Annotated in this window: 14 protein-coding genes; 12 read left to right on the forward strand and 2 right to left on the reverse strand. The window is 59.6% G+C overall.

What is annotated here, in order from left to right; translation table 11 throughout:
- The first annotated feature begins 25 nt into the window (after positions 1-25).
- Both J2X24_RS07910 and J2X24_RS07915 read left to right on the forward strand, forming a co-directional pair.
- Positions 26-301 (forward strand): metal-sensitive transcriptional regulator, encoded by a 276-nt coding sequence (locus tag J2X24_RS07910; RefSeq protein WP_209719168.1) that lies wholly within the window; start codon positions 26-28, stop codon positions 299-301.
- 6 nt (positions 302-307) lie between these two features.
- Complete coding sequence (locus J2X24_RS07915) at positions 308-2,683, forward strand: copper-transporting P-type ATPase (RefSeq protein WP_245344537.1); 2,376 nt, start codon at positions 308-310, stop codon at positions 2,681-2,683.
- Between the two features lie 15 nt (positions 2,684-2,698).
- Here the strand turns inward: J2X24_RS07915 and J2X24_RS07920 are convergent, their stop codons facing one another.
- A complete protein-coding gene (locus tag J2X24_RS07920) occupies positions 2,699-3,973 on the reverse strand; it encodes a type II restriction endonuclease (protein WP_209719171.1) in 1,275 nt (424 codons plus the stop codon).
- Between the two features lie 241 nt (positions 3,974-4,214).
- Between J2X24_RS07920 and J2X24_RS07925 the strand changes: the two genes are divergently transcribed.
- Complete coding sequence (locus tag J2X24_RS07925; RefSeq protein ID WP_209719174.1) at positions 4,215-5,327, forward strand: acyltransferase family protein; 1,113 nt, start codon at positions 4,215-4,217, stop codon at positions 5,325-5,327.
- Positions 5,328-5,509: 182 nt separating this feature from the next.
- The gene (locus tag J2X24_RS07930) at positions 5,510-6,010 is read left to right on the forward strand and encodes a DUF305 domain-containing protein (RefSeq protein WP_209719177.1); all 501 of its coding nucleotides are present in this window, start codon (positions 5,510-5,512) and stop codon (positions 6,008-6,010) included.
- 446 nt (positions 6,011-6,456) lie between these two features.
- On the opposite strand, the gene J2X24_RS07935 is transcribed toward J2X24_RS07930, so the two are convergent.
- Positions 6,457-7,149 (reverse strand): ZIP family metal transporter, encoded by a 693-nt coding sequence (locus tag J2X24_RS07935; protein ID WP_209719180.1) that lies wholly within the window; start codon positions 7,147-7,149, stop codon positions 6,457-6,459.
- A gap of 520 nt (positions 7,150-7,669) precedes the next feature.
- Between J2X24_RS07935 and J2X24_RS07940 the strand changes: the two genes are divergently transcribed.
- The 8 genes from J2X24_RS07940 (at position 7,670) to J2X24_RS07975 (ending at position 18,895) form a co-directional block, all read left to right on the forward strand.
- Positions 7,670-8,080 (forward strand): hypothetical protein, encoded by a 411-nt coding sequence (locus J2X24_RS07940; RefSeq protein WP_209719182.1) that lies wholly within the window; start codon positions 7,670-7,672, stop codon positions 8,078-8,080.
- Between the two features lie 63 nt (positions 8,081-8,143).
- Entirely contained in the window at positions 8,144-9,397 is a 1,254-nt protein-coding gene (locus J2X24_RS07945; protein ID WP_245344538.1) for a TolC family protein, read from the forward strand.
- On the forward strand, positions 9,397-10,575 hold the full coding sequence (locus J2X24_RS07950; RefSeq protein WP_209719184.1) for an efflux RND transporter periplasmic adaptor subunit: 1,179 nt from the start codon (positions 9,397-9,399) through the stop codon (positions 10,573-10,575). Before J2X24_RS07945 ends, J2X24_RS07950 begins: the two co-directional genes overlap by 1 nt.
- Before the next feature lies 1 nt (position 10,576).
- Positions 10,577-13,810 (forward strand): efflux RND transporter permease subunit, encoded by a 3,234-nt coding sequence (locus J2X24_RS07955; RefSeq protein ID WP_209719187.1) that lies wholly within the window; start codon positions 10,577-10,579, stop codon positions 13,808-13,810.
- A 56-nt stretch (positions 13,811-13,866) separates the two neighbouring features.
- Entirely contained in the window at positions 13,867-14,184 is a 318-nt protein-coding gene (locus J2X24_RS07960) for a DUF190 domain-containing protein (protein ID WP_209719190.1), read from the forward strand.
- A gap of 470 nt (positions 14,185-14,654) precedes the next feature.
- Complete coding sequence (locus tag J2X24_RS07965) at positions 14,655-15,674, forward strand: cation diffusion facilitator family transporter (RefSeq protein ID WP_209719193.1); 1,020 nt, start codon at positions 14,655-14,657, stop codon at positions 15,672-15,674.
- Between the two features lie 100 nt (positions 15,675-15,774).
- Complete coding sequence (locus tag J2X24_RS07970) at positions 15,775-17,790, forward strand: heavy metal translocating P-type ATPase (protein ID WP_209719196.1); 2,016 nt, start codon at positions 15,775-15,777, stop codon at positions 17,788-17,790.
- Positions 17,783-18,895 (forward strand): flavin-containing monooxygenase, encoded by a 1,113-nt coding sequence (locus J2X24_RS07975; RefSeq protein WP_209719199.1) that lies wholly within the window; start codon positions 17,783-17,785, stop codon positions 18,893-18,895. The genes J2X24_RS07970 and J2X24_RS07975 overlap by 8 nt, the downstream gene beginning before the upstream one ends.
- Positions 18,896-18,924 lie beyond the last annotated feature (29 nt).

The raw sequence follows: 18,924 nt of genomic DNA on the forward strand, positions 1-18,924 counted from the left end.
CCCCCAGGGGTATGTAGGAGGCCACATGTCGGATCACCCCAGTCACACTGAACAGACGCCCCGGCTCAATCGCGCCATCGGGCAGCTCGAAGGCATCAAGCGCATGATCGGCGAACGTCAGTACTGCGTCGACATCCTGACCCAGCTCCGGGCCGTGCGTAGCGCCATCAAGACGATCGAACTCGGCGTCCTCGAAACCCACATGAAATCCTGCCTCACCAAATCCTGCGAATGCGGCGACGAAACGGTGCGGGACACTCAGATCGCCGAAATCATGCAACTCCTGAAGAAGTACGAGTAGATTCCCATGGAAAACGACCATCAAGGCGAAGGCCAAGCGAAGAGTTGCTGTCACAGCCATGCCTTATCAGCAGACCCCAAGACCTATACCTGCCCCATGCACCCGGACGTTCGTGAAACGGAACCGGGCCAATGCCCTATCTGTCATATGACCTTGGTGCCCGCAGGCGAAGCGCCGAAGCAGGCGGCCGGGGGAAACGACGCGCAGGATCACAGCCAATGTCACCATGGAAATGGACATGGCCACGAACATCATCATGCCAGGACCGTCCCTGCAGCGAAACCCAAGGCAGGTGAAGCCGTCATCTACACCTGCCCGATGCACCCGCAGGTCCGCCAGGAGGGACCGGGCTCGTGCCCGATCTGCGGCATGGCGCTGGAACCGGAGATCATCACGCTTGAAGAGCCGGATAACCCCGAACTTAAGGACATGAGCCGTCGTCTGTGGATTTCGGCAGGGCTTTCCGTTCCCGTCGCCATCCTTGCTATGGGCGCGCACTTCGGACTGTCATTCATCGTTCCTGAAAGCGTTTCGCTCTGGCTGCAACTGGCGCTGGCGACGCCCGTCGCGCTATGGGGTGGCTGGCCTTTCCTGGTGCGCGGCTGGGACTCGCTCAAGACCCGCAACCTCAATATGTTCACCCTGATTGCGCTGGGCGTCATCGTCGCCTGGGGCTATTCGGTCGTTGCCGTCCTCGCGCCAGATGCCTTCCCGCACATGTCCGGCATGATGCCGGACGTTTATTTCGAGGCGGCGGCCATCATCACCACGCTCGTCCTGGTCGGACAGGTGCTCGAATTGAAGGCGCGCGCCCAGACCGGCAATGCCATCCGTGCCCTCCTGAAGCTCGCCCCGGCCACGGCACATCGCCTCAAGGATGGCGCCGAGGAGACCATCGCGCTCGAACAGGTTGAAGTTGGCGACAGTCTGCGCGTTCGGCCAGGTGAAAAGATTCCGACGGATGGCGAAGTCATCGAAGGATCGAGTCACGTGGACGAATCGATGCTGACCGGCGAATCCATGCCGGTCGCCAAGCAACCCGGCGACAAGGTCACGGGCGCCACGGTCAATCAAGCCGGCAGTTTCGTCATGAAGGCGACGCGCGTCGGCAATGACACGCTTCTGGCCCAGATCGTCGCCCGGGTCGGCCAAGCCCAGCGCTCTCGTGCGCCCATCCAGCGCGTCGCCGACATCGTATCAGGATATTTCGTGCCCGCTGTCGTCGCGGCCGCCATCATCACCTTCATCGCTTGGATGGTCTGGGGCCCGGAACCAAGGCTCGGTCACGCCATTCTCAACGCGATTGCCGTTCTCATCATAGCCTGTCCATGTGCGCTCGGCCTGGCAACGCCGATGTCGATCATGGCTGGCACGGGACGTGCGGCCCGCGAGGGCATACTGGTCCGGGACGCCGCGGTTCTCGAAGCCTTCGAAGGCGTCGATACCCTTGTCCTCGACAAGACCGGAACCCTGACTGAAGGCAAGCCGCAGCTTATAGCTGTCAAGACCGTCGGCGACGGCGATGCGGACAGGTTGCTGGCGTTCGCCGCCGCCCTTGAAGCCTCCAGCGAACATCCGATCGCCGACGCCATCGTCCGCGGCGCGAAGGCGAAGGGATTGCCAAGCTATGGTGTGTCCGACTTCCAGGCGCCGACCGGCAAGGGTGTGACTGGAACCGTCGACGGCATCGCCGTCGCGTTAGGCAACTCTGCCCTTCTCGGTGAAGCCGCTGAGTTGACCGAACTGGCGCGACCGTTCCGTGACCAGGGCCAGACGGCAATCTACGCCATGCTCGATGGAAAGCCGGCCGGGATCATCGTTGTCGCCGATCCCATAAAGCCGTCGACGCCAGAGGCACTGAAGGCCTTGAAGGCGGAAGGCCTGCGGCTCGTCATGCTGACCGGTGACAATGAAGCTACGGCGCGCGCTGTTGCTAAGACGCTTGGCATCGAGGAGGTCGAAGCTGGGATCCTTCCCGATCGAAAGGCCGAGGTCATCGAAGGTCTGATGGCCAAAGGCCGCAAGGTCGCCATGGCGGGCGACGGCGTCAACGACGCTCCCGCCCTGGCCGCGGCTACGGTGGGCATCGCGATGGGCAACGGCACCGACATCGCCATGGAAAGTGCGGGTATCACCCTGATCAAGGGCGACCTGAACGGCATCGTAAAGGCGCGATCCTTGAGCCGAGCGGTCATGCGCAACATCAAGCAGAACCTCATATTCGCGTTCGCCTATAACACCATCGGCGTGCCGATAGCGGCCGGTGTGCTCTATCCCGCCTTCGGCCTGCTTCTGTCGCCGATTATTGCGTCCGCCGCCATGGCGTTCAGTTCGGTCTCGGTTATCGGCAATAGCCTTCGCATTCGCGGCGTGCGGCTCTAAGTCAAGCCTGGATCGTCAAACAAGCAGCTTCGAAATCGCATGAACGCCTTTAATTCCATTGCCGAACCGGGCAAGCGCCTCCCGATTTTGCGCCAATTCGCCATAAGGGAGATACCGCACCTTCAAATCTGAAACCCTGGAGAATGCCGGACGGCGTAACTGTGCGAGCACTTCCCCCTCTCGATCGTCCGGCGCGACGAGATAGAGTCCCTCACTCGCATGCGAGTCTCCGGTCAAAGCAAGGTCCAGCATACGGACGATTCCTGAATAGATCGATGTGCTGTGTTCTACTTCAAAGGCGGCCATCACTGTAGTGGGCGCAGGGTCAAGCCACAGCACATCGATCAGCCGGATGGCATCCGCGGCAGAAGATTGTTCGATGAGGTCCGGAAGCCTGGTCAGACATCGGTCGCCCAGCTTTCCGCCTTCGTAGGCGCGTCCACGATCGTTTGACGCAATCCAGACCGAATAGCCAAGGGCCAAGCCGAGATCGCGCAACCAGCCCTGGATCTCGGTGTGGGTACGGTCCGTTTCTTTTGAGAGCGCCTGCGCCTTGAGAGCCGCAGCGCTTTCGGCCCGAACGGCGGCCAGGTCCCGCGCCCACGCCTGGCGCGCAGCCTCATCATTCTCGCGGGGCGGAGCTGGATATCTGTTCGAGCCGACATCGAACAGGAACCCCCCGATGGCGCCGAGGTCATTCGATAGCAGATCACGGTAGGCATCATTCAACTGCAGCATTCCGAGCCGCATGGCCAGATATTCGGTCCACTTGCCAAGTTTCACGTTGGCACCCGTAATCGCATTGTACCCCTTGACTATGGCCGTATTGAAAGGCGGCATCAGGGTTGGATGCAGAAAGTAGAGCAGGTTTGCAACAGCAGGGCCGAGACCTTTGATGGCCAAGCGATCGATCTTATGAATCGCATCGATGATCTGATCTGCGGTTTCGCAGCATGAGCAGGTATCCAGCAACCGGCCAAATGCCCGCTGATTGTCCGGATGCTCATAGATGTCCGGTATCCTGAGCTTCGGCTTCCATAGGAAAGCGTGGTCAGCGCCTTTAAAAATCTGCCTTTGCTCCGCAATCGAATGTACGATCGTCTCCAGGGACGATCCCCGGTAAAGATTACCGAACCGACCCGCATCGATCTCCTTCACGACCTGACTTATCCCCCGGCGGATCGAACGGAAGTTTTTGAGACGTTCGTCCCACAGGAACCAGCTTTGATAGGAGCCGAGCGGATCGGCGCGCCATTTTTCAAGCAGCAGTCGTATGGGATCTGGGCTCACACTTACCTCCGGCGCATGTCAAGAATAGGCTAACGATTAAGGCGAGTTGGCTCCGTGCGCAATTCATGAACGCAATTTACGACCTACAAGCCACTCGATCTTAAGGGTTTTCGTCTATGGTCGAGAAATAAGATGCACTTGCCAGTGTCAACGGATGGTCGGGAACATTTGGCCCCTTTGTTGCACTAACCAAACGCGCGAATTCCATTTCGCTTTTTTGGGACCATTTCGGGACGAAACCATGCCTCAGAATTTGAAACCCCTGACTTCGCTGCGCTTTTTTGCTGCAATGTGGGTTGTCGCGTTCCATTTCTGGCCCAACCTCGGTGTCGCTATGCCGGCAGTCGTCGGTAAAGGTTATCTGGGCGTCGAGCTCTTTTTTGTCTTGTCGGGTTTCATCCTGAGCCACGTCTATCTTGAGCGGTTCCGAGACGGCAGCTTCCACTACGGCGAGTTCATCTGGGCCCGCCTGGCCCGAATTTACCCGGTCCACATCTCGATTCTTGTCGGGCTCGGACTGCTGATGGCGGCTTTGGCCCTTGTTGGTATCAAAGCCGGCGATAAGCTGCTGGTATGGGGTTCGCTTCCGGCCCAGCTCACCCTGACGCAGGCCTGGGGGTTGGCACCGCACGGAGGCTGGAACCATCCCTCGTGGTCGATTTCCGCTGAATGGTTTGCCTACCTTACCTTCCCCGCCTTTGCCTTCGCAATGATCAGGATGTGGGCACGCCCACGCCTGGCAGTTGCGCTTGCGGCGGTGTTTCTTGTCGTCCTCTACATCGGTTTCGAAGCCATCGCCGGGTTCCCGTTGACACGAGCCACGATATTGTGGGGCGCACTGCGGATTGTCCCATGTTTCGCACTCGGCTGCAGCCTCTGGCTCATGTGGCGGTCCGGCGTCTTGAGGACAGCCGCCGCCGGTCTCGCGCTCTCGGCCAGTGCCTTTTTCTTGCTAATCGCGTCTACCTCGTTCGGGCTGCCGGATTTTGTCAGTGTCATCGCGTGTGGCGGATTGATCTTTGGGCTCGGCGCTGCGGCCCGAAACGGCTCTCGTGTCCTGTCCTCTCCGGCCCTGGTCTACCTGGGTGAAGTAAGCTTTGCTGTCTATATGGTGTGCATCCCCTGGCAACTCGTTGTCGGAGAGGGCCTTCAGAAGATAGCGCATATCGATCCAGACCACATGCCCTTGGCCATTTGGTTCGCTATGGTGGTCGGCGTCGTACCATTCGCAATGGCCGTTCATCACCTTGTTGAGCGGCCCGCTCGCGATCTCATTCGTCGGGTGAAGTTTCAGCGAAAAGCGCCGCTGGACGTCCAGACCCGGCTGAAGTTTCGCGCGCGCACCAGCAACTGACCGGCGACGATTAATTCCTGCCGTCCACCCGTGCGCTAAGTCTCCGTAACGCACGGCAACTTTCGCCGATCCCGGCATACAGTCACGAGCTCATGGAAAACGCCCCTTCAGCTGAGGGATAAACGGCTGCTTAGCGTACTATGTTAGTAGCCTGGGTGTTGCGCGGGCCGAAGGAGCGTCCAATGGAAACTCACGACGATGCAAAGGCTCATGCACATATGAGCCACGAAATGAAATCCCCCTACGTTAAGTTCTGGGTCTCTTTGGCCGCAAACGCTTTGCTCATGTTCGTCTTGATGTTTGTCATGATCAACACGTTCGCGGAGTTCATCCCCAATATCAACTTTATCTACATGGCTCTGGTTATGGCCGCCCCCATGGGCATCATGATGTTGGCAACGATGCCCATGATGTACAGGGATAAGAAAAAAAACTTGCTATCCTATGCCGCACTGGCCCTCATTTTGGTTGCCAGCTTTGTGTTTATTCGCAACCAGACCTTTGTCGGAAACGAGGGCTTCTTAGCATCAATGGTCCCGCACCACTCAGGCGCGATACTTATGTGCCGCCAGGCGAAAATTACTGACCCAGAAATTACGAGTCTTTGTGAAAACATAAAAAAGTCCCAGCAGCAGGAAATCGACCAAATGAACACAATACGTAAGCGGCTATCTGGCAAATAGGTCACGGAGCTTTAGCTATTCAATCCTCTGAATGACTCTTCGGGACATATGGAAATACCAATATGTTGCTTTCTCTTAGGTACGATTACATTAGCGTGAAAGTTCAACTGAAGCATTGTCACTTGCCATGACCCGTGCCAGATAAATCCTTCCGTGGCGGCCACCCCCGGCTGCCACGCGCGGGGCGAGCCTTCCCTTCTCCGGAGAAGTCTCGCCCCGACCAAATTTGGCAGTAAATAGTGGCGAGTCCGTTCCTGAAACAAGAGGTCGGCCGCGGGGCAGGGGAGGATCAGCTCCAATCCATGTACTTGGCTTTGATCGAAGCTTTCCGACTTCGAGCCTTCGAGATTTGGTGCGCATACCCGCTCCGAACTTCTTACTGCCCTCCGTGGTGCACTCGACGGCGATGGGCGCCTTTCTGAGTCGCGGGCAAAAAAAATCGGTTATCAACTTGCTGGTACCGCCGACTCCAAAGCGAGCAGGCCCAAGAAGCCGACAAAAAACATGCTGGTGATGAAAGGGCTATCTGGCTTTTCATGGGCTTCCACCAACAGCTCCTCGGTCACCAGATATAGCAATGCTATGAGCGCGAAGGCGAACGCAATTCCTTGGTAAAATGGAGGCAGGGTGTGGACTGGCGCACCGAGGAGCGACCCTAAGGGCAGCAAGAGACCACAAAGCAGCAGGCCAAGGAAAACCTTGAGCGGGGTTTTCAAAGTTTCCTTCAGCTCTTCGGCCGCGGTTAGTCCGAGGAAGAAGATTTCGAGCGTTAGCGCCACAAGCAGCAGCAGCCCTTGGCGAGCACCCGCCGCAAAGCCTATCCCCAGCACCACCCCATCAACCAAAATATCGATCGCGATCAAGATGATCAGGGACCAGCCTCCCTTCAGGTATTTTCCCAGTTGCTTAATGCCGAACATGGTCGCCAGCCCAAGACCGCCGCCGATCAAAATTGCCGCTGTCGACCCCTGGTGCGTTAGGTCCGGCAACACTTCGGTCGCAGCAGCAGCGAAGACGACGCCGGCCGCCAAGTGTTGCGTCGATGCAGAAAAGGTGTCACTCGGCGCGCGAAACATCGCGATCAGGCCACCGACCGCCAGGGCAAACCACGGCACGAGCATGAATATCAGTGCAGTCATGGTTTCTCCGATCCGGAATATCTATGTTACGATAGAGCTTGATAAGTCCGCGCCGGAACAAAATACAAGATCGTATTTTTACTCCCCTACAGTGTAATGAGAGCCATGACCTCGTCTCGCCCGTTTCGCGCACTCCTGATCGCCGTGATTGTAGCTCTGCCCGCAGTCGGCTGTGCTTCGATCGACACTCCAGCGCCCGGCGCCGAACCTTCTTGCAGCTACCATACGGAAAAGATGTCCCGTAATCCCCGCGACAAGTTCTACAAGATTGTTAAAGACGACTGCAGTAAATCATCATCCGAAGCCGGAGATTCCAGTTCATCATCTTCTGAGTGAACGGATTATCGACAGTTCCGAAGTGTTACAACGTATCAAGCGCCCGCCGTCACTTAGTGCAACACAGTAACAGCAGAACCGTCATTGCGGGACTATTTGTCCCATAAACGGTTTTCTTACTAGTTTTCGCCTATGTTCCCGTGTATCTAAAAAGGCGCCCTGGAACCTATCGGATCAGAAGCTATTGTTCAGGCTCATATCCATCTGTGCAAACCTCTGCCGCGTGCGCAACGCGATAGCGGTGCTGTGCGCGATGGTCGGCATGATGGTTTCGATGGCTCCACAAGCGGAAGCCTATATCACGCTTCAGCATAAAGCTGCCGGCGAGGTCATGGTGGCCGACGGTGGATGGACCGACGTTTGCACCGAACGAACGGTCTGCACGTCCGAAGATGCCTCCGGTGGCCTGGCGCACGACAGTGTACCGATTCCCCACCATCACCATTGCAGTGGTTGCGTACAAATGGGCGCAATCAACGACTACGTCAGCGTGGCGTTTCCGCCGTCGCTTTCTGCGCGCCTTGCGCGCCCTGTTAACGGTCCCCAGCTGAAGCAAGCTGGACCGTCGGATATTGAACAGCCTCCGCGAGGCTGAGTGCGCCTGCGTCACGCGATGACGCAGTGAATCTGCACGTTTTTTCAATATCCAGAGGATCTAATGACATTCATGTCCCCAAAGCCGCTCGTGGCAGCGGTGGCGGTGGCTGGTCTGTGGGGGCTGTGTTTCAACACGGCGCTCGCCGACACGGCACCGTCGTACAGAGAGTTGCTTGCTCAATCCGCAAACTCTCCTCGCCTGCGTGAAGCTGACGCCAACGTCGATCAAGCGAACAACCTCCTGACCCAGGCGCGCGCGCGTCCAAACCCATCGCTCAATCTCCAGTCGGAAAACTTCGGCGGTCGAGATTCGTACCGCGACTTCCGGTCCGCGGAGACGACCTTCTCTATCGACCAAACGCTCGAACTCGGCGGGAAGCGTTCCGCCAGAATTCAAGCCGGACAGGCCGGTGTCGGCGCCGCGCGGGCGCAGAAGTCCCAAACTGTCGCCGATTATGGCTATGATTTGGCGCTCGCCTACATCCAAGCCGAAGCGGCTGACAAGCGGCTCGCCCTCGCCACTGACGCCCTTTCTCTGACGGAAGAAGACGATCGGCGGGTCACGGCATTGGTCGATGCGGGCAAGGAAGCCCAGCTTCGCCAGGCTCAAGCCCGAGCTGCCACCGAGTCGGCGCGCGCGGAAGTCGACGAAGCCAAGGCCGCACGCGCTGAGGCGTTCGCAAGGTTGACCGCGATTTCTGGTTCGCCCGTTCCCTACACCTCGGTTTCCCAGGACATCCTGGCCCACGCGGACGTCAACGAAACGCCTCCTGACATCGACCCATTGAACACACCGTCTTACCTGACAGCGAAGGCCGACGTTGAAAGCGCTCAAGCACAAATCAAGGTGCAAAGAAGCCTGGGCGTACCGGATGCGACCGTGTCTCTTGGTGTCAGGCGCCTGCAAGCTGACAGGACCAGCGCGCTTGTCGGTGGGGTTAGCATGCCCTTCCCGGTCTTTGATCGTAATCGTGGCAATGTCGCCGCCGCCGGATCGCAACGCGACGCGGCGCTGGCTCGCCTCGAACAGGCTCGCCTGGATGCGGTCTCCGAAACGAGCGCGGCCCTCGCCTCCCTTTTCGCCGCACGTACCCACGTGACGGCGACCCGTAATGCCGAGACGACAGCTGAAGAAGCCTACCGGCTGACACGGATCGGCTACGAAAGCGGCAAAATCCCACTGGCTGAAGTTCTCAACGCTCGACGTGCCCTGACGGACGCCAGGTCCCAGGCTCTGACCGCACGAGTCGAGCGCCTCAACGCCGAAGCGACGCTAGCGCGCTTGCAAGGCGTCGCCCCATTCGGAGACCTCTAATGCGTAACGAAACCTTCCCTAAAAAAGCGACCAACAAGACTCTCTACGGCGGCGTCGCCGCAGCCGTAATTGTCGCCGCACTCCTGGGCTTCGGCATTGCAAAAATGACGTCGCCATCGGCCCCCAAAGCGGCCGCCGAGGAAAAGGCCGAGGCGGCCGCGCCGAAAGTCCTGACCGTTAAGGCAGAGACGATTCAACAAGCCGGCATCATCGTCCAGACTGTCGAGGCCGGCGGTCTGTCGTCCGAAATCCTCGCCCAGGGTTCGGTCATGTCCGCACCCTCCGGCCAGGCTGTCATGACGGCACGCGCCGGCGGCACCGTGACGCAGATCTTCAAGCGCCTTGGTGACCCGGTCCAAGCGGGTGAAACGCTTGCCCTGGTCAGCAGCAACGATGCTGCCCAGATCGCAGCCGATCGCCGTTCAGCAGGCGCTAAGGCTACCCTGGCCCAGCAAACCCTCGCTCGTGAAAAATCCCTGTACGAGCAAGGTATCACTCCCAAGGCCGAATATCAGCAGGCCATCGCTGAAGCAGAAGCCGCCAATGCCGATGCGGCTCGCGCAAGTATCGCCGCCAGCAATGCGGGCGTCACATCCGATGGCCGCGGCACGCGCGTGATCAGCCCGATTTCGGGCCGCGTCACAGCGGCGACGGCCAGCTTGGGCGCGTTCGTCCAACCGGAGACGGAACTGTTCCGCGTTTCCGACCCGGCCAAGACACAGATCGAAGCCGCTATCAGCGCCCTCGATGCCCCGCGCGTTGCCGCCGGCGACCGCGTTCTGATCGATACAGGTGACGGTCAGAACATCGAAGGCCGCGTCCGTTCAGTCACGCCTTCCTTGGATGCCGCAACCCGGACCGCCACGGCCGTTATCGACGCGCCGGGTGCCCAACTGGTTCCTGGCCGCAGCATCCGGGTACGCATGTTCGTGTCGGGTGCCGCAACAGGTGGTAGCTCGGCAATCGTCGTGCCGGAGGAGTCCGTGCAGTCTGTCGACGGCCGGGACGTGGTCTTCGTGCGGACCAGCACAGGCTTTAAGCCGCAGCCGGTTGTGACAGGCCAACGTAGCGCCGGGCGCATCGAGATCGTGTCCGGCCTGCCGTCAGGCAGCGCTATCGCCACCAAGAATGCCTTCCTCCTGAAGGCCGAAATCAGCAAGAGCGCAGAGGAAGAATAGGATGATAGGCAACCTCATCAACCTGTCTGTCCGAGCGCGATGGCTGGTTCTCATTCTCACCGTGCTCGTCGGGGCCTTCGGTGCCTGGCAGCTAACCAAGCTGCCGATCGATGCCGTTCCCGACATCACCAACCGCCAGGTCCAGATCAATACCGTCAGTTCAGGCCTGTCGCCGATCGAAATGGAAAAGCGTGTCACCTTCCCGATCGAGACGGCCTTGGCCGGCATTCCCGGCCTGGAGACAACCCGCTCCCTTTCGCGTAACGGCTTCAGCCAGGTCACGGCGGTTTTTTCCGACAAGACCGACCTCTATTTCGCCCGTCAGCAGGTCAGCGAACGTCTGACACAGGCGCGCGACAGCTTGCCTGATGGCGTTCAGCCCGGCGTCGGCCCCGTCACGACCGGCCTGGGCGAAGTTTACATGTACTCTGTGGACTTCACGAACCCCGGCGGCAAAGGTGCCAAGATCAACAACGGCCAGCCCGGATGGCAATCCGATGGCTCGTTCCTGACACCGGAAGGCGACCGCCTGACGACCGACGTGGCCCGCGCCGCGTATCTGCGCACCGTTCAACAGTGGATCATCGCGCCACAGCTTCGGACCGTGAAGGGCGTCGCCGGCGTCGATTCGATCGGGGGCTACGAAAAGCAGTTTGTCGTGGAACCAGACCCTTCCCGCATGACGGCATTGGGCATTTCCTATTCGGAACTGGCCAAGGCTCTCGAAGCCTCTAACCTGTCGGCCGGCGCCAACTATCTCAACCGTGGTGGCGAAGCCTTTCTGGTCCGTGCCGATGCCCGCATCCGTTCGCAGGAAGAAATCTCCTCAGCCATTGTTGCTACACGAAATGGCGTTGGCATCCCTGTCCGTGACGTCGCAAGCGTCTCAGTCGGCGGCGATCTACGCACGGGTGCGGCCAGCATGAACGGCCACGAAGTCGTCATCGGCACCACCTTGATGCTGATCGGCGAGAACAGCCGCACCGTCGCCAAGGCGGTGGGCGAGCGCCTCGAAAACGTCAAGAAGTCTTTGCCCGCTGGCATCTCGATTACCACCACGCTCGACCGGTCCAAGTTGGTCAATGCTACCGTCTCTACCGTCGAACGGAACCTGACAGAAGGCGCCATCCTAGTCGCCGCCGCCCTGTTCCTGTTGCTCGGCAACTGGCGGGCCTCTTTGATCGCGGTCCTCATCATCCCGGTCTCGTTCCTGATGATGGCGAGCGGCATGAACTACTTCAAAGTGCCTGGTAACCTGATGAGCTTGGGCGCGCTGGACTTCGGCCTGATCGTCGACGGCAGCGTCATCATTATCGAAAACTGCCTCAGACGACTGGCCGAACGGCAGCACCATGAAGGCCGCCTGCTGACGCTGAAAGAACGCCTGGAAGAGACCATGGCCGCCGGCCAGGAAATGATCAAACCGACCATCTTTGGCCAGGCCATCATCTTCCTTGTCTTCGCACCGCTGTTCACCTTCTCGGGCGTCGAAGGCAAAACCTTCTCGCCTATGGCCATCACGATCATGCTGGCCTTGGGCGCGGCTTTCGTGCTCTCGCTCACCTTTGTCCCAGCAATGGTCGCGATCCTGATCCGTGGCAAGGTCGCGGAGAAGGATGTGTGGCTCGTCGCCAAGACCAAGACGATCTACGAACCCTTCCTGAAGATGGCCGTGGTTAAGCCATGGCGCTTCATCGCCGGCGGCGCCGCTGTCTTTCTTCTTGCAGGCGTCGTCTACACCACCCTCGGCCAGGAATTCATTCCGCAACTCGACGAAAAGAACGTAGCTCTCTCGTCCTCGCGGGTGCCTTCGACGTCACTCGAGCAATCGCTCAAGATGCAGCTCGACGTCGAAAAGGCCATAACGGCATTGCCCGAAGTCGAACTGATGTTCTCCAAGACCGGTACGGCCGAGGTTGCCACCGACCCCATGCCACCCAACATTTCGGACGGCTTCGTCATCCTGAAGGAAAAGGACAAGTGGCCGAAAGGTGTGGAGTCGAAGTCTGAAGTCGTCGAGCAGATCGAAAAGACAGCCAACGCTCAGCTTGGCAACGCCTATGAACTCAGCCAGCCGATTCAGCTTCGCTTCAACGAGCTGATCGCCGGTGTTCGCGGCGACGTGGCGATCAAGCTCTACGGTGACGACCTCGACAAGATGTCGGCATCGGCAGCCAAGATCGTGGCGGCGCTCCAATCCGTACCTGGTGCGGCAGACGTGAAGGCCGAACAAACGGGTGGCTCCCCTACCCTCGACGTTCAATTCGACCGGGCCGCTATCGCCCAGTACGGTTTGTCGGTTGAGGACGTTGCCGATACCGTCTCGGCCGCCATGGGCGGGCGCGAGGCCGGACTGGTGTTCGAAGGCGATCGACGCTTTCCGATCATGGTCCGCGTCCCTCAGCAAACCAGAGATAATCTGGACGAGCTGATGGCATTGCCTATCGTCCTACCGGAAGGCAAAGGCACCATCCCCCTAAGTCAGGTGGCGCGCTTCAGCTTCACGGACGGTCTGAACCAGATCTCCCGCGAAAACGGCAAACGTCGCGTGGTGATCCAGGCGAACGTTCGCGGTCGTGACGTCGGATCGTTCGTGGCGGAAGCCCTGCCGAAGGTCGAAGCCGTCGAAATCCCGGCGGGCTCTTATCTCGAATGGGGCGGCCAGTTCCAGAACCTGAAGGCGGCTTCCGACCGCCTGATGCTGGTCGTGCCGATCTGCTTCGCGGTCATCTTCGGCCTGCTGTATCTCGCGCTCGGTAGCCTGGGGCGTGCGATCGCCGTCTTCACGGCCGTCCCGCTGGGCCTGGCCGGGGGTGTTTTCACCCTCGCGGCAACCGGCATTGCCTTCTCGGTGTCGGCCGCCGTCGGCTTCATCTGCTTGTCGGGTGTCGCCGTCCTCAACGGTCTGGTCGTGATGAGCAATATCAGAAGCCACATTGAAAGCGGCGTGGAGCTTAAGACGGCCATCGTCAACGGCGTGTACGAGCGGGTGCGCCCCGTCCTCATGACCGGCCTGGTGCCGGCCATTGGCTTCATTCCAATGGCTCTGGCTCACGGCACGGGCGCTGAGGTTCAGAAGCCTCTGGCCATGGTCGTTATCGGCGGTCTGGTCGGCGCGACCTTCCTCACCCTCCTGGTCCTTCCCGCGATTTCCGCTGTGGTCTTGGGCGCTTTGCAGAAAAAGCGCGTCAAGCCGGCCACGGAAACCCCGGCCGAAGTCAACCACCACGCATAGGCAGAAAGTCTCGGCGCCGCGATGCGTGCGCCGAGACCCCTACAGGAGAGAACTTCATGAACACTACGAAACTATTGAGAATCTACACCAGCGAAAACGCATATTCCGGTTCCACCAAGGTTTTCCAGCTCATCTGCGAACGCGCCAGAGAACAAGAAATCGCCGGCGCCACAGTACTGGACGCGCGGCTCGGATTTGGTCGCAACGCGCATCTTCGCACACGGCACATTCTGGAAGACGAGCGCTCGGTCGTCATCGAGATGATCGACGACCAGGAAAAACTTCAGGCCCTGGTCAACAGCCTGGATGACATCAACGGTATCGCCCTCATCACGATGGAAGCGGTCGTAATCGTAAGGGTAGGCGACAAATGACCCCTCGTACCCTCCCTTACGTTGCCGCGGTAGCGGCGATGGCGGTGGCGCTGGTTGGATGCGCCACCGCCCCATCCGGACCGTTCCCCGCTACGAGCCTGCAAGATGCAAAGGCTCGACGCGCGTTGAGCTATCGCTGCCAATCCGAGGCAATCTGGCCGGCTCATCAGAAGGCGGATTATCGAAGCGGCGGTGCCCGGCGGCGGTCCCAGATCGACAATGACCCCGGAACCGAGGTCAGAGCGATGCGAAACCTTTGCTGGCTGATGGCAGATGCCACGGACGCGACAGCACCGGCCCTCATGCAGGAATGCACCGAACGACTGGCAGCAATTTCTCGCAAATATGGCGACGCCGCAGCCGACCACATCACCCGGCAACGCAAAATCTGCGAGAGCCTAACCGGGCAACCCAGTCCGATCTAGCTGGATTTATCCAGGCATATCCCGTGACATCGAGGAGTAAATACCGTGGCTCATACTCACGACCATTCCGATCCCCACCATTCCCATTCGCATGATCACAACCACGGCTCCGGCAAGGACCAGGGTCATGCGCACGGGCATGGCGGACACGGGCATTCCCATGGTCCGGGTGGACAAAGTCACGCGCCGAAAGATTTCGGCTTGGCCTTCCTGGTCGGTATTCTCCTCAATTCGCTCTTTATAGGCGGGGAAGTCCTTTACGGCCTAAAAGCCAATTCGTTGTCCTTGCTCGCCGATGCCGGTCACAATGCGTCGGACGTGCTGGGCCTGTTTGTAGCTTGGGGCGCCACCGTTCTGGCCAAGCGCCAGCCATCTGGCCGTTATACGTATGGTCTGCGCAGCGCCTCGATCGTCGCGGCACTGGCCAATGCCGTCTTTCTGCTTGTCGCGGTGGGCGGCGTCGCCTGGGAAGCGATCCAACGGTTCGAAAACCCAGAACCTTCGGCCGGCATCACAGTCATGATCGTCGCAGGGTTTGGCATCCTCGTCAACGGGTTCACGGCGTTCCTGTTCATGAGCGGTTCCAAGGGCGATCTCAACGTCCGGGGCGCGTTCCTGCACCTCGCAGCCGACGCGGCGGTATCGGCCGGCGTCGTCGTCTCAGGCGCCGTCATGCTAGCGATGGGCTGGCTGTGGCTTGACCCTGTCGTCAGCCTGGTCATCGCTGCCATCATCATGCTTGGCACCTGGGGCCTGCTCAAGGACTCGATGAACCTGTCCTTGCACGCTGTTCCCCCTGGCGTTGACACCAAGAAAGTTCGGGAATTCCTACAAGGTCAGGAAGGCGTCGATAGCGTTCACGACCTCCACATCTGGGGGCTCAGCACAACTGAGACAGCATTGTCCGCGCATATGGTCATGCGAGGCGGACACCCCGGCGATGCCTTCCTTCGTTACCTCGCGCACGAGCTCGAAGAAGACTTCGCCATCAACCACGCAACTGTCCAGATCGAATTGGGGGACACGGGTGTTCCGTGTGCACTCGAACCCGACACGCGCGTGTAGCACCGACCGGACGCTGGAGAACCGGCGCCTGCTGGATTTCACGACAGGTGAATTGCGTCCGAAAATCCGGGCCACCTGATCTCATACGAAAGACTATGTCATGGCACACGATCCATGCTGCCCTCCGGACGAGGGCAAGACATCCAAGAAGGCAACTGGGGGAAAGGCTGAAAAGCACGGGGAGCACCACCACGAAGACGACGAACTTGAAGGCCTCCACGGTCACGATCACGAGGAGGAAGACGGGCCAATCTGGAAGACCGCCAAGGCTCGGCTGACACTGGCCTGTGCCGCCGCATTCGGCGTCGCCTATTTGATCGCCAAGCTTTTACCGTATACGGCACCGTGGGGTTATATCGTCGCCATGCTCGTCGGCCTGGTTCCGATCGCCGGGCGCGCCTTCAAGGGGATAACCAAAGGCTACCCGTTCACGATCGAGACGTTGATGACGGTTGCGGCGGTCGGCGCGATTGTGATCAACGCCGCGGAAGAAGCGGCTGTCGTCATCGTTCTGTTCCTGGTCGGCGAGTTGCTCGAAGGATTTGCCGCCGGCCGTGCACGCGCCAGCATCAAAGCGCTAGCCACGCTCGTCCCGAAAGAGGCCACCGTCGAACGCGATGGCAAGGCGATCAAGGTCCAGGCGAGCGAGTTGAAGCTCGACGACATCGTTATCGTGAAGCCTGGCGATCGCGTGCCGGCAGACGGACAAGTCACCGAGGGTGAAAGCGCGGTCGACGAAGCCCCTGTCACCGGTGAGTCTGTTCCAAAAAAGAAGACAGTCGGTGACCAGGTTTATGCCGGGACCATCAATGACGAAGGCGTTCTCAAGGTTCGCATTACGGCCACTGCCGAGGACAACACCATCGCCCGCGTCATCAAGCTGGTCGAGGAAGCGCAGGAATCGAAGGCGCCGACCGAGCGATTCATCGACCGGTTCTCTCGGTACTATACGCCGGGCGTGATGATCTTCGCCGCCTTAGTGACGGTCATCCCTCCCTTGCTCATGGGCGCATCCTGGTCCCAATGGGTCTATAAAGGGCTTGCCGTTCTGCTCATTGGTTGCCCTTGCGCCCTGGTCATTTCGACGCCGGCCGCGATCGCAGCGGCCTTGTCCGCAGGCGCCCGCCGTGGCCTTCTCATGAAGGGCGGCGCTGTCCTTGAAACCTTCCGCAAGGTGACATTCGTCGCCATGGACAAGACTGGCACCCTTACCGAGGGCAAACCGAAAGTCACGGACATTATCGGGAAGGACATGGAAGACGCGGAGCTGCTGAAGCTGGCGGCTGCCCTCGAATCCGGCTCCAGCCACCCCCTTGCAGTCGCGATTCTGAACGAAGCCAAGTCGCGCAATGTCGACCACGGCTCGGCTCAGGATTCTAAGGCCATCGGGGGGAAAGGCGTCGTCGGGAAGGTCGATGGAAGGGAAGTCGCCCTTTTCTCTCCCAAGGCTGCCGAAGAAAAGGTGGCTCTGTCGGACGACGACAAGAAGCAGATCGAGAAGCTTAACGACGATGGCAAAACCGTCTCGGTGCTTCTGGTCGACGGCAAAATTGCCGGTTACGTCGCTATTCGAGACGAGCCTCGCGAAGATGCCAAGGCCGGCCTCGATGCGTTGAAAGACCTCGGCATCAAGACGCTGATGCTGACCGGGGACAACAAGCGAACCGGGACCGCGATCGCGCAGCAACTCGGTATGGAGGCGCGCGCGGAGCTACTGCCGGAAGACAAGCAGGCAATCGTCAAGGAACTGAAGGAAAAGGGCGAGATCGTTGCCAAGGTTGGCGACGGCATCAATGACGCACCCGCGCTCGCCGCCGCGGATATCGGCATCGCCATGGGCGGTGGAACGGACGTAGCTCTGGAAACGGCCGATGCTGCCATTTTGCATGGCCGCGTCAAAGACATTGCCGACATGATCGGCTTGTCGAAATCCGCGATGAGCAACATCACACAGAATATCTCGATCGCGCTGGGTCTGAAGGCCGTCTTCCTCGTCACGACGATCATCGGCATCACAGGTTTGTGGCCCGCTATCCTGGCCGACACGGGCGCCACTGTCCTTGTCACCCTGAACGCCATGCGTCTGTTGGGATGGAAGGGGACCGGAAATGCCTAAGCCGGTAGAAGCCCTTCCCCGTTCAAAGGTGATCGATGTTGTGGTTATCGGCGCCGGACAGTCAGGACTGGCGGCCGGCTATTACTTAAAACATGCCGGCGCGGACTTTCTCATTGTAGATCGGGAACGGCGCGTCGGTCAGATGTGGCGCAACCGTTATGATAGCCTCATCCTGATAACACCGCGCGAATTGAACGGCTTGCCGGGCATGCCCATGCCCGGCGATCCTGCTGGCCGGCCGGCCGCCAGTGAGTTCGCCGACTATCTGGAGACCTACGCGAAAACCTTCGACCTCCCGGTCAAATATGGGGTGAGGGTCGACCGTGTCACCCAAACCGCCGATGGATTTTACACACTCGTCATCCCCAATAATCCGATCATTCGGGCGCGCAATGTCATTCTCGCTTTCGGCACCTACCCGGGCGCTGCACTCCCGCCCATGCGCAAGGACTTCAGTCCCAAGGTTGCCCAATTCCACACCTATAACTATGCAAACCCAAAGAATGTCCCGTCAGGCCCCGTTTTGGTAGCTGGCGACGGGGCCGCAGGGAGAGAAATCGCCGCGGAATTGGCCGCCACTCATGAGGTCTTCATCGCGAGCGGGCGGCCTCGGGTCGTGCTGCCGGAGCGGTTTCTGGGCAAGACCATGTGGTGGTGGCTGGAGAAGTTCGGCATCTACAAAGTCCGGAAGTTCAAGCCCAACCGGCCACGAATCGATTTCATTCCGACCAGCGTTCCTGAAAAGGAGGCGCTGGTAGATCTTGGCGTGAAATGGAAGCCGCGGTTGATCTCTGCCTCCGGCAATATTGTGACCTTCTCGGACGGTAGCCAGGCGACTATTAGATCCGTCGTCTGGGCGTTAGGGCACCTCCTGGACACGCGATGGATCGACATTCCAGCCGCGAAAGACCCGGCGGGCCATTTCCTTATGGACCAGGGTGTCTCCCCCGTTCCCGGTCTCTTCTTTGTCGGCCGGCCCCACCAAGCCAGCGCATCGTCTGGGCTGATCATGGGCGTTGGCCGCGACGCGGAACACGTGGTCGGGAAGATCCCTCTCCACATCGCTTCAGGAAGAGAGACGGCGCCTGCCGTCCTCGCTTCCTGATGTCTTGATCATTCGACTTTTGAGAGAAT

The sequence above is a fragment of the Asticcacaulis solisilvae genome, from assembly GCF_017875235.1.
Taxonomy (GTDB): Bacteria; Pseudomonadota; Alphaproteobacteria; order Caulobacterales; family Caulobacteraceae; genus Asticcacaulis; species Asticcacaulis solisilvae_A.

What these genes read in the sequence shown, in the direction of transcription:
- J2X24_RS07910 (WP_209719168.1), top strand. Translation starts at nt 26, where the DNA reads ATGTCGGATCACCCCAGTCACACTGAACAGACGCCCCGGCTCAATCGC.
- J2X24_RS07915 (WP_245344537.1), top strand. Translation starts at nt 308, where the DNA reads ATGGAAAACGACCATCAAGGCGAAGGCCAAGCGAAGAGTTGCTGTCAC.
- J2X24_RS07925 (WP_209719174.1), top strand. Translation starts at nt 4,215, where the DNA reads ATGCCTCAGAATTTGAAACCCCTGACTTCGCTGCGCTTTTTTGCTGCA.
- J2X24_RS07930 (WP_209719177.1), top strand. Translation starts at nt 5,510, where the DNA reads ATGGAAACTCACGACGATGCAAAGGCTCATGCACATATGAGCCACGAA.
- J2X24_RS07935 (WP_209719180.1), bottom strand. Translation starts at nt 7,149, where the DNA reads ATGACTGCACTGATATTCATGCTCGTGCCGTGGTTTGCCCTGGCGGTC.
- J2X24_RS07945 (WP_245344538.1), top strand. Translation starts at nt 8,144, where the DNA reads ATGACATTCATGTCCCCAAAGCCGCTCGTGGCAGCGGTGGCGGTGGCT.
- J2X24_RS07950 (WP_209719184.1), top strand. Translation starts at nt 9,397, where the DNA reads ATGCGTAACGAAACCTTCCCTAAAAAAGCGACCAACAAGACTCTCTAC.
- J2X24_RS07955 (WP_209719187.1), top strand. Translation starts at nt 10,577, where the DNA reads ATGATAGGCAACCTCATCAACCTGTCTGTCCGAGCGCGATGGCTGGTT.
- J2X24_RS07960 (WP_209719190.1), top strand. Translation starts at nt 13,867, where the DNA reads ATGAACACTACGAAACTATTGAGAATCTACACCAGCGAAAACGCATAT.
- J2X24_RS07970 (WP_209719196.1), top strand. Translation starts at nt 15,775, where the DNA reads ATGGCACACGATCCATGCTGCCCTCCGGACGAGGGCAAGACATCCAAG.
- J2X24_RS07975 (WP_209719199.1), top strand. Translation starts at nt 17,783, where the DNA reads ATGCCTAAGCCGGTAGAAGCCCTTCCCCGTTCAAAGGTGATCGATGTT.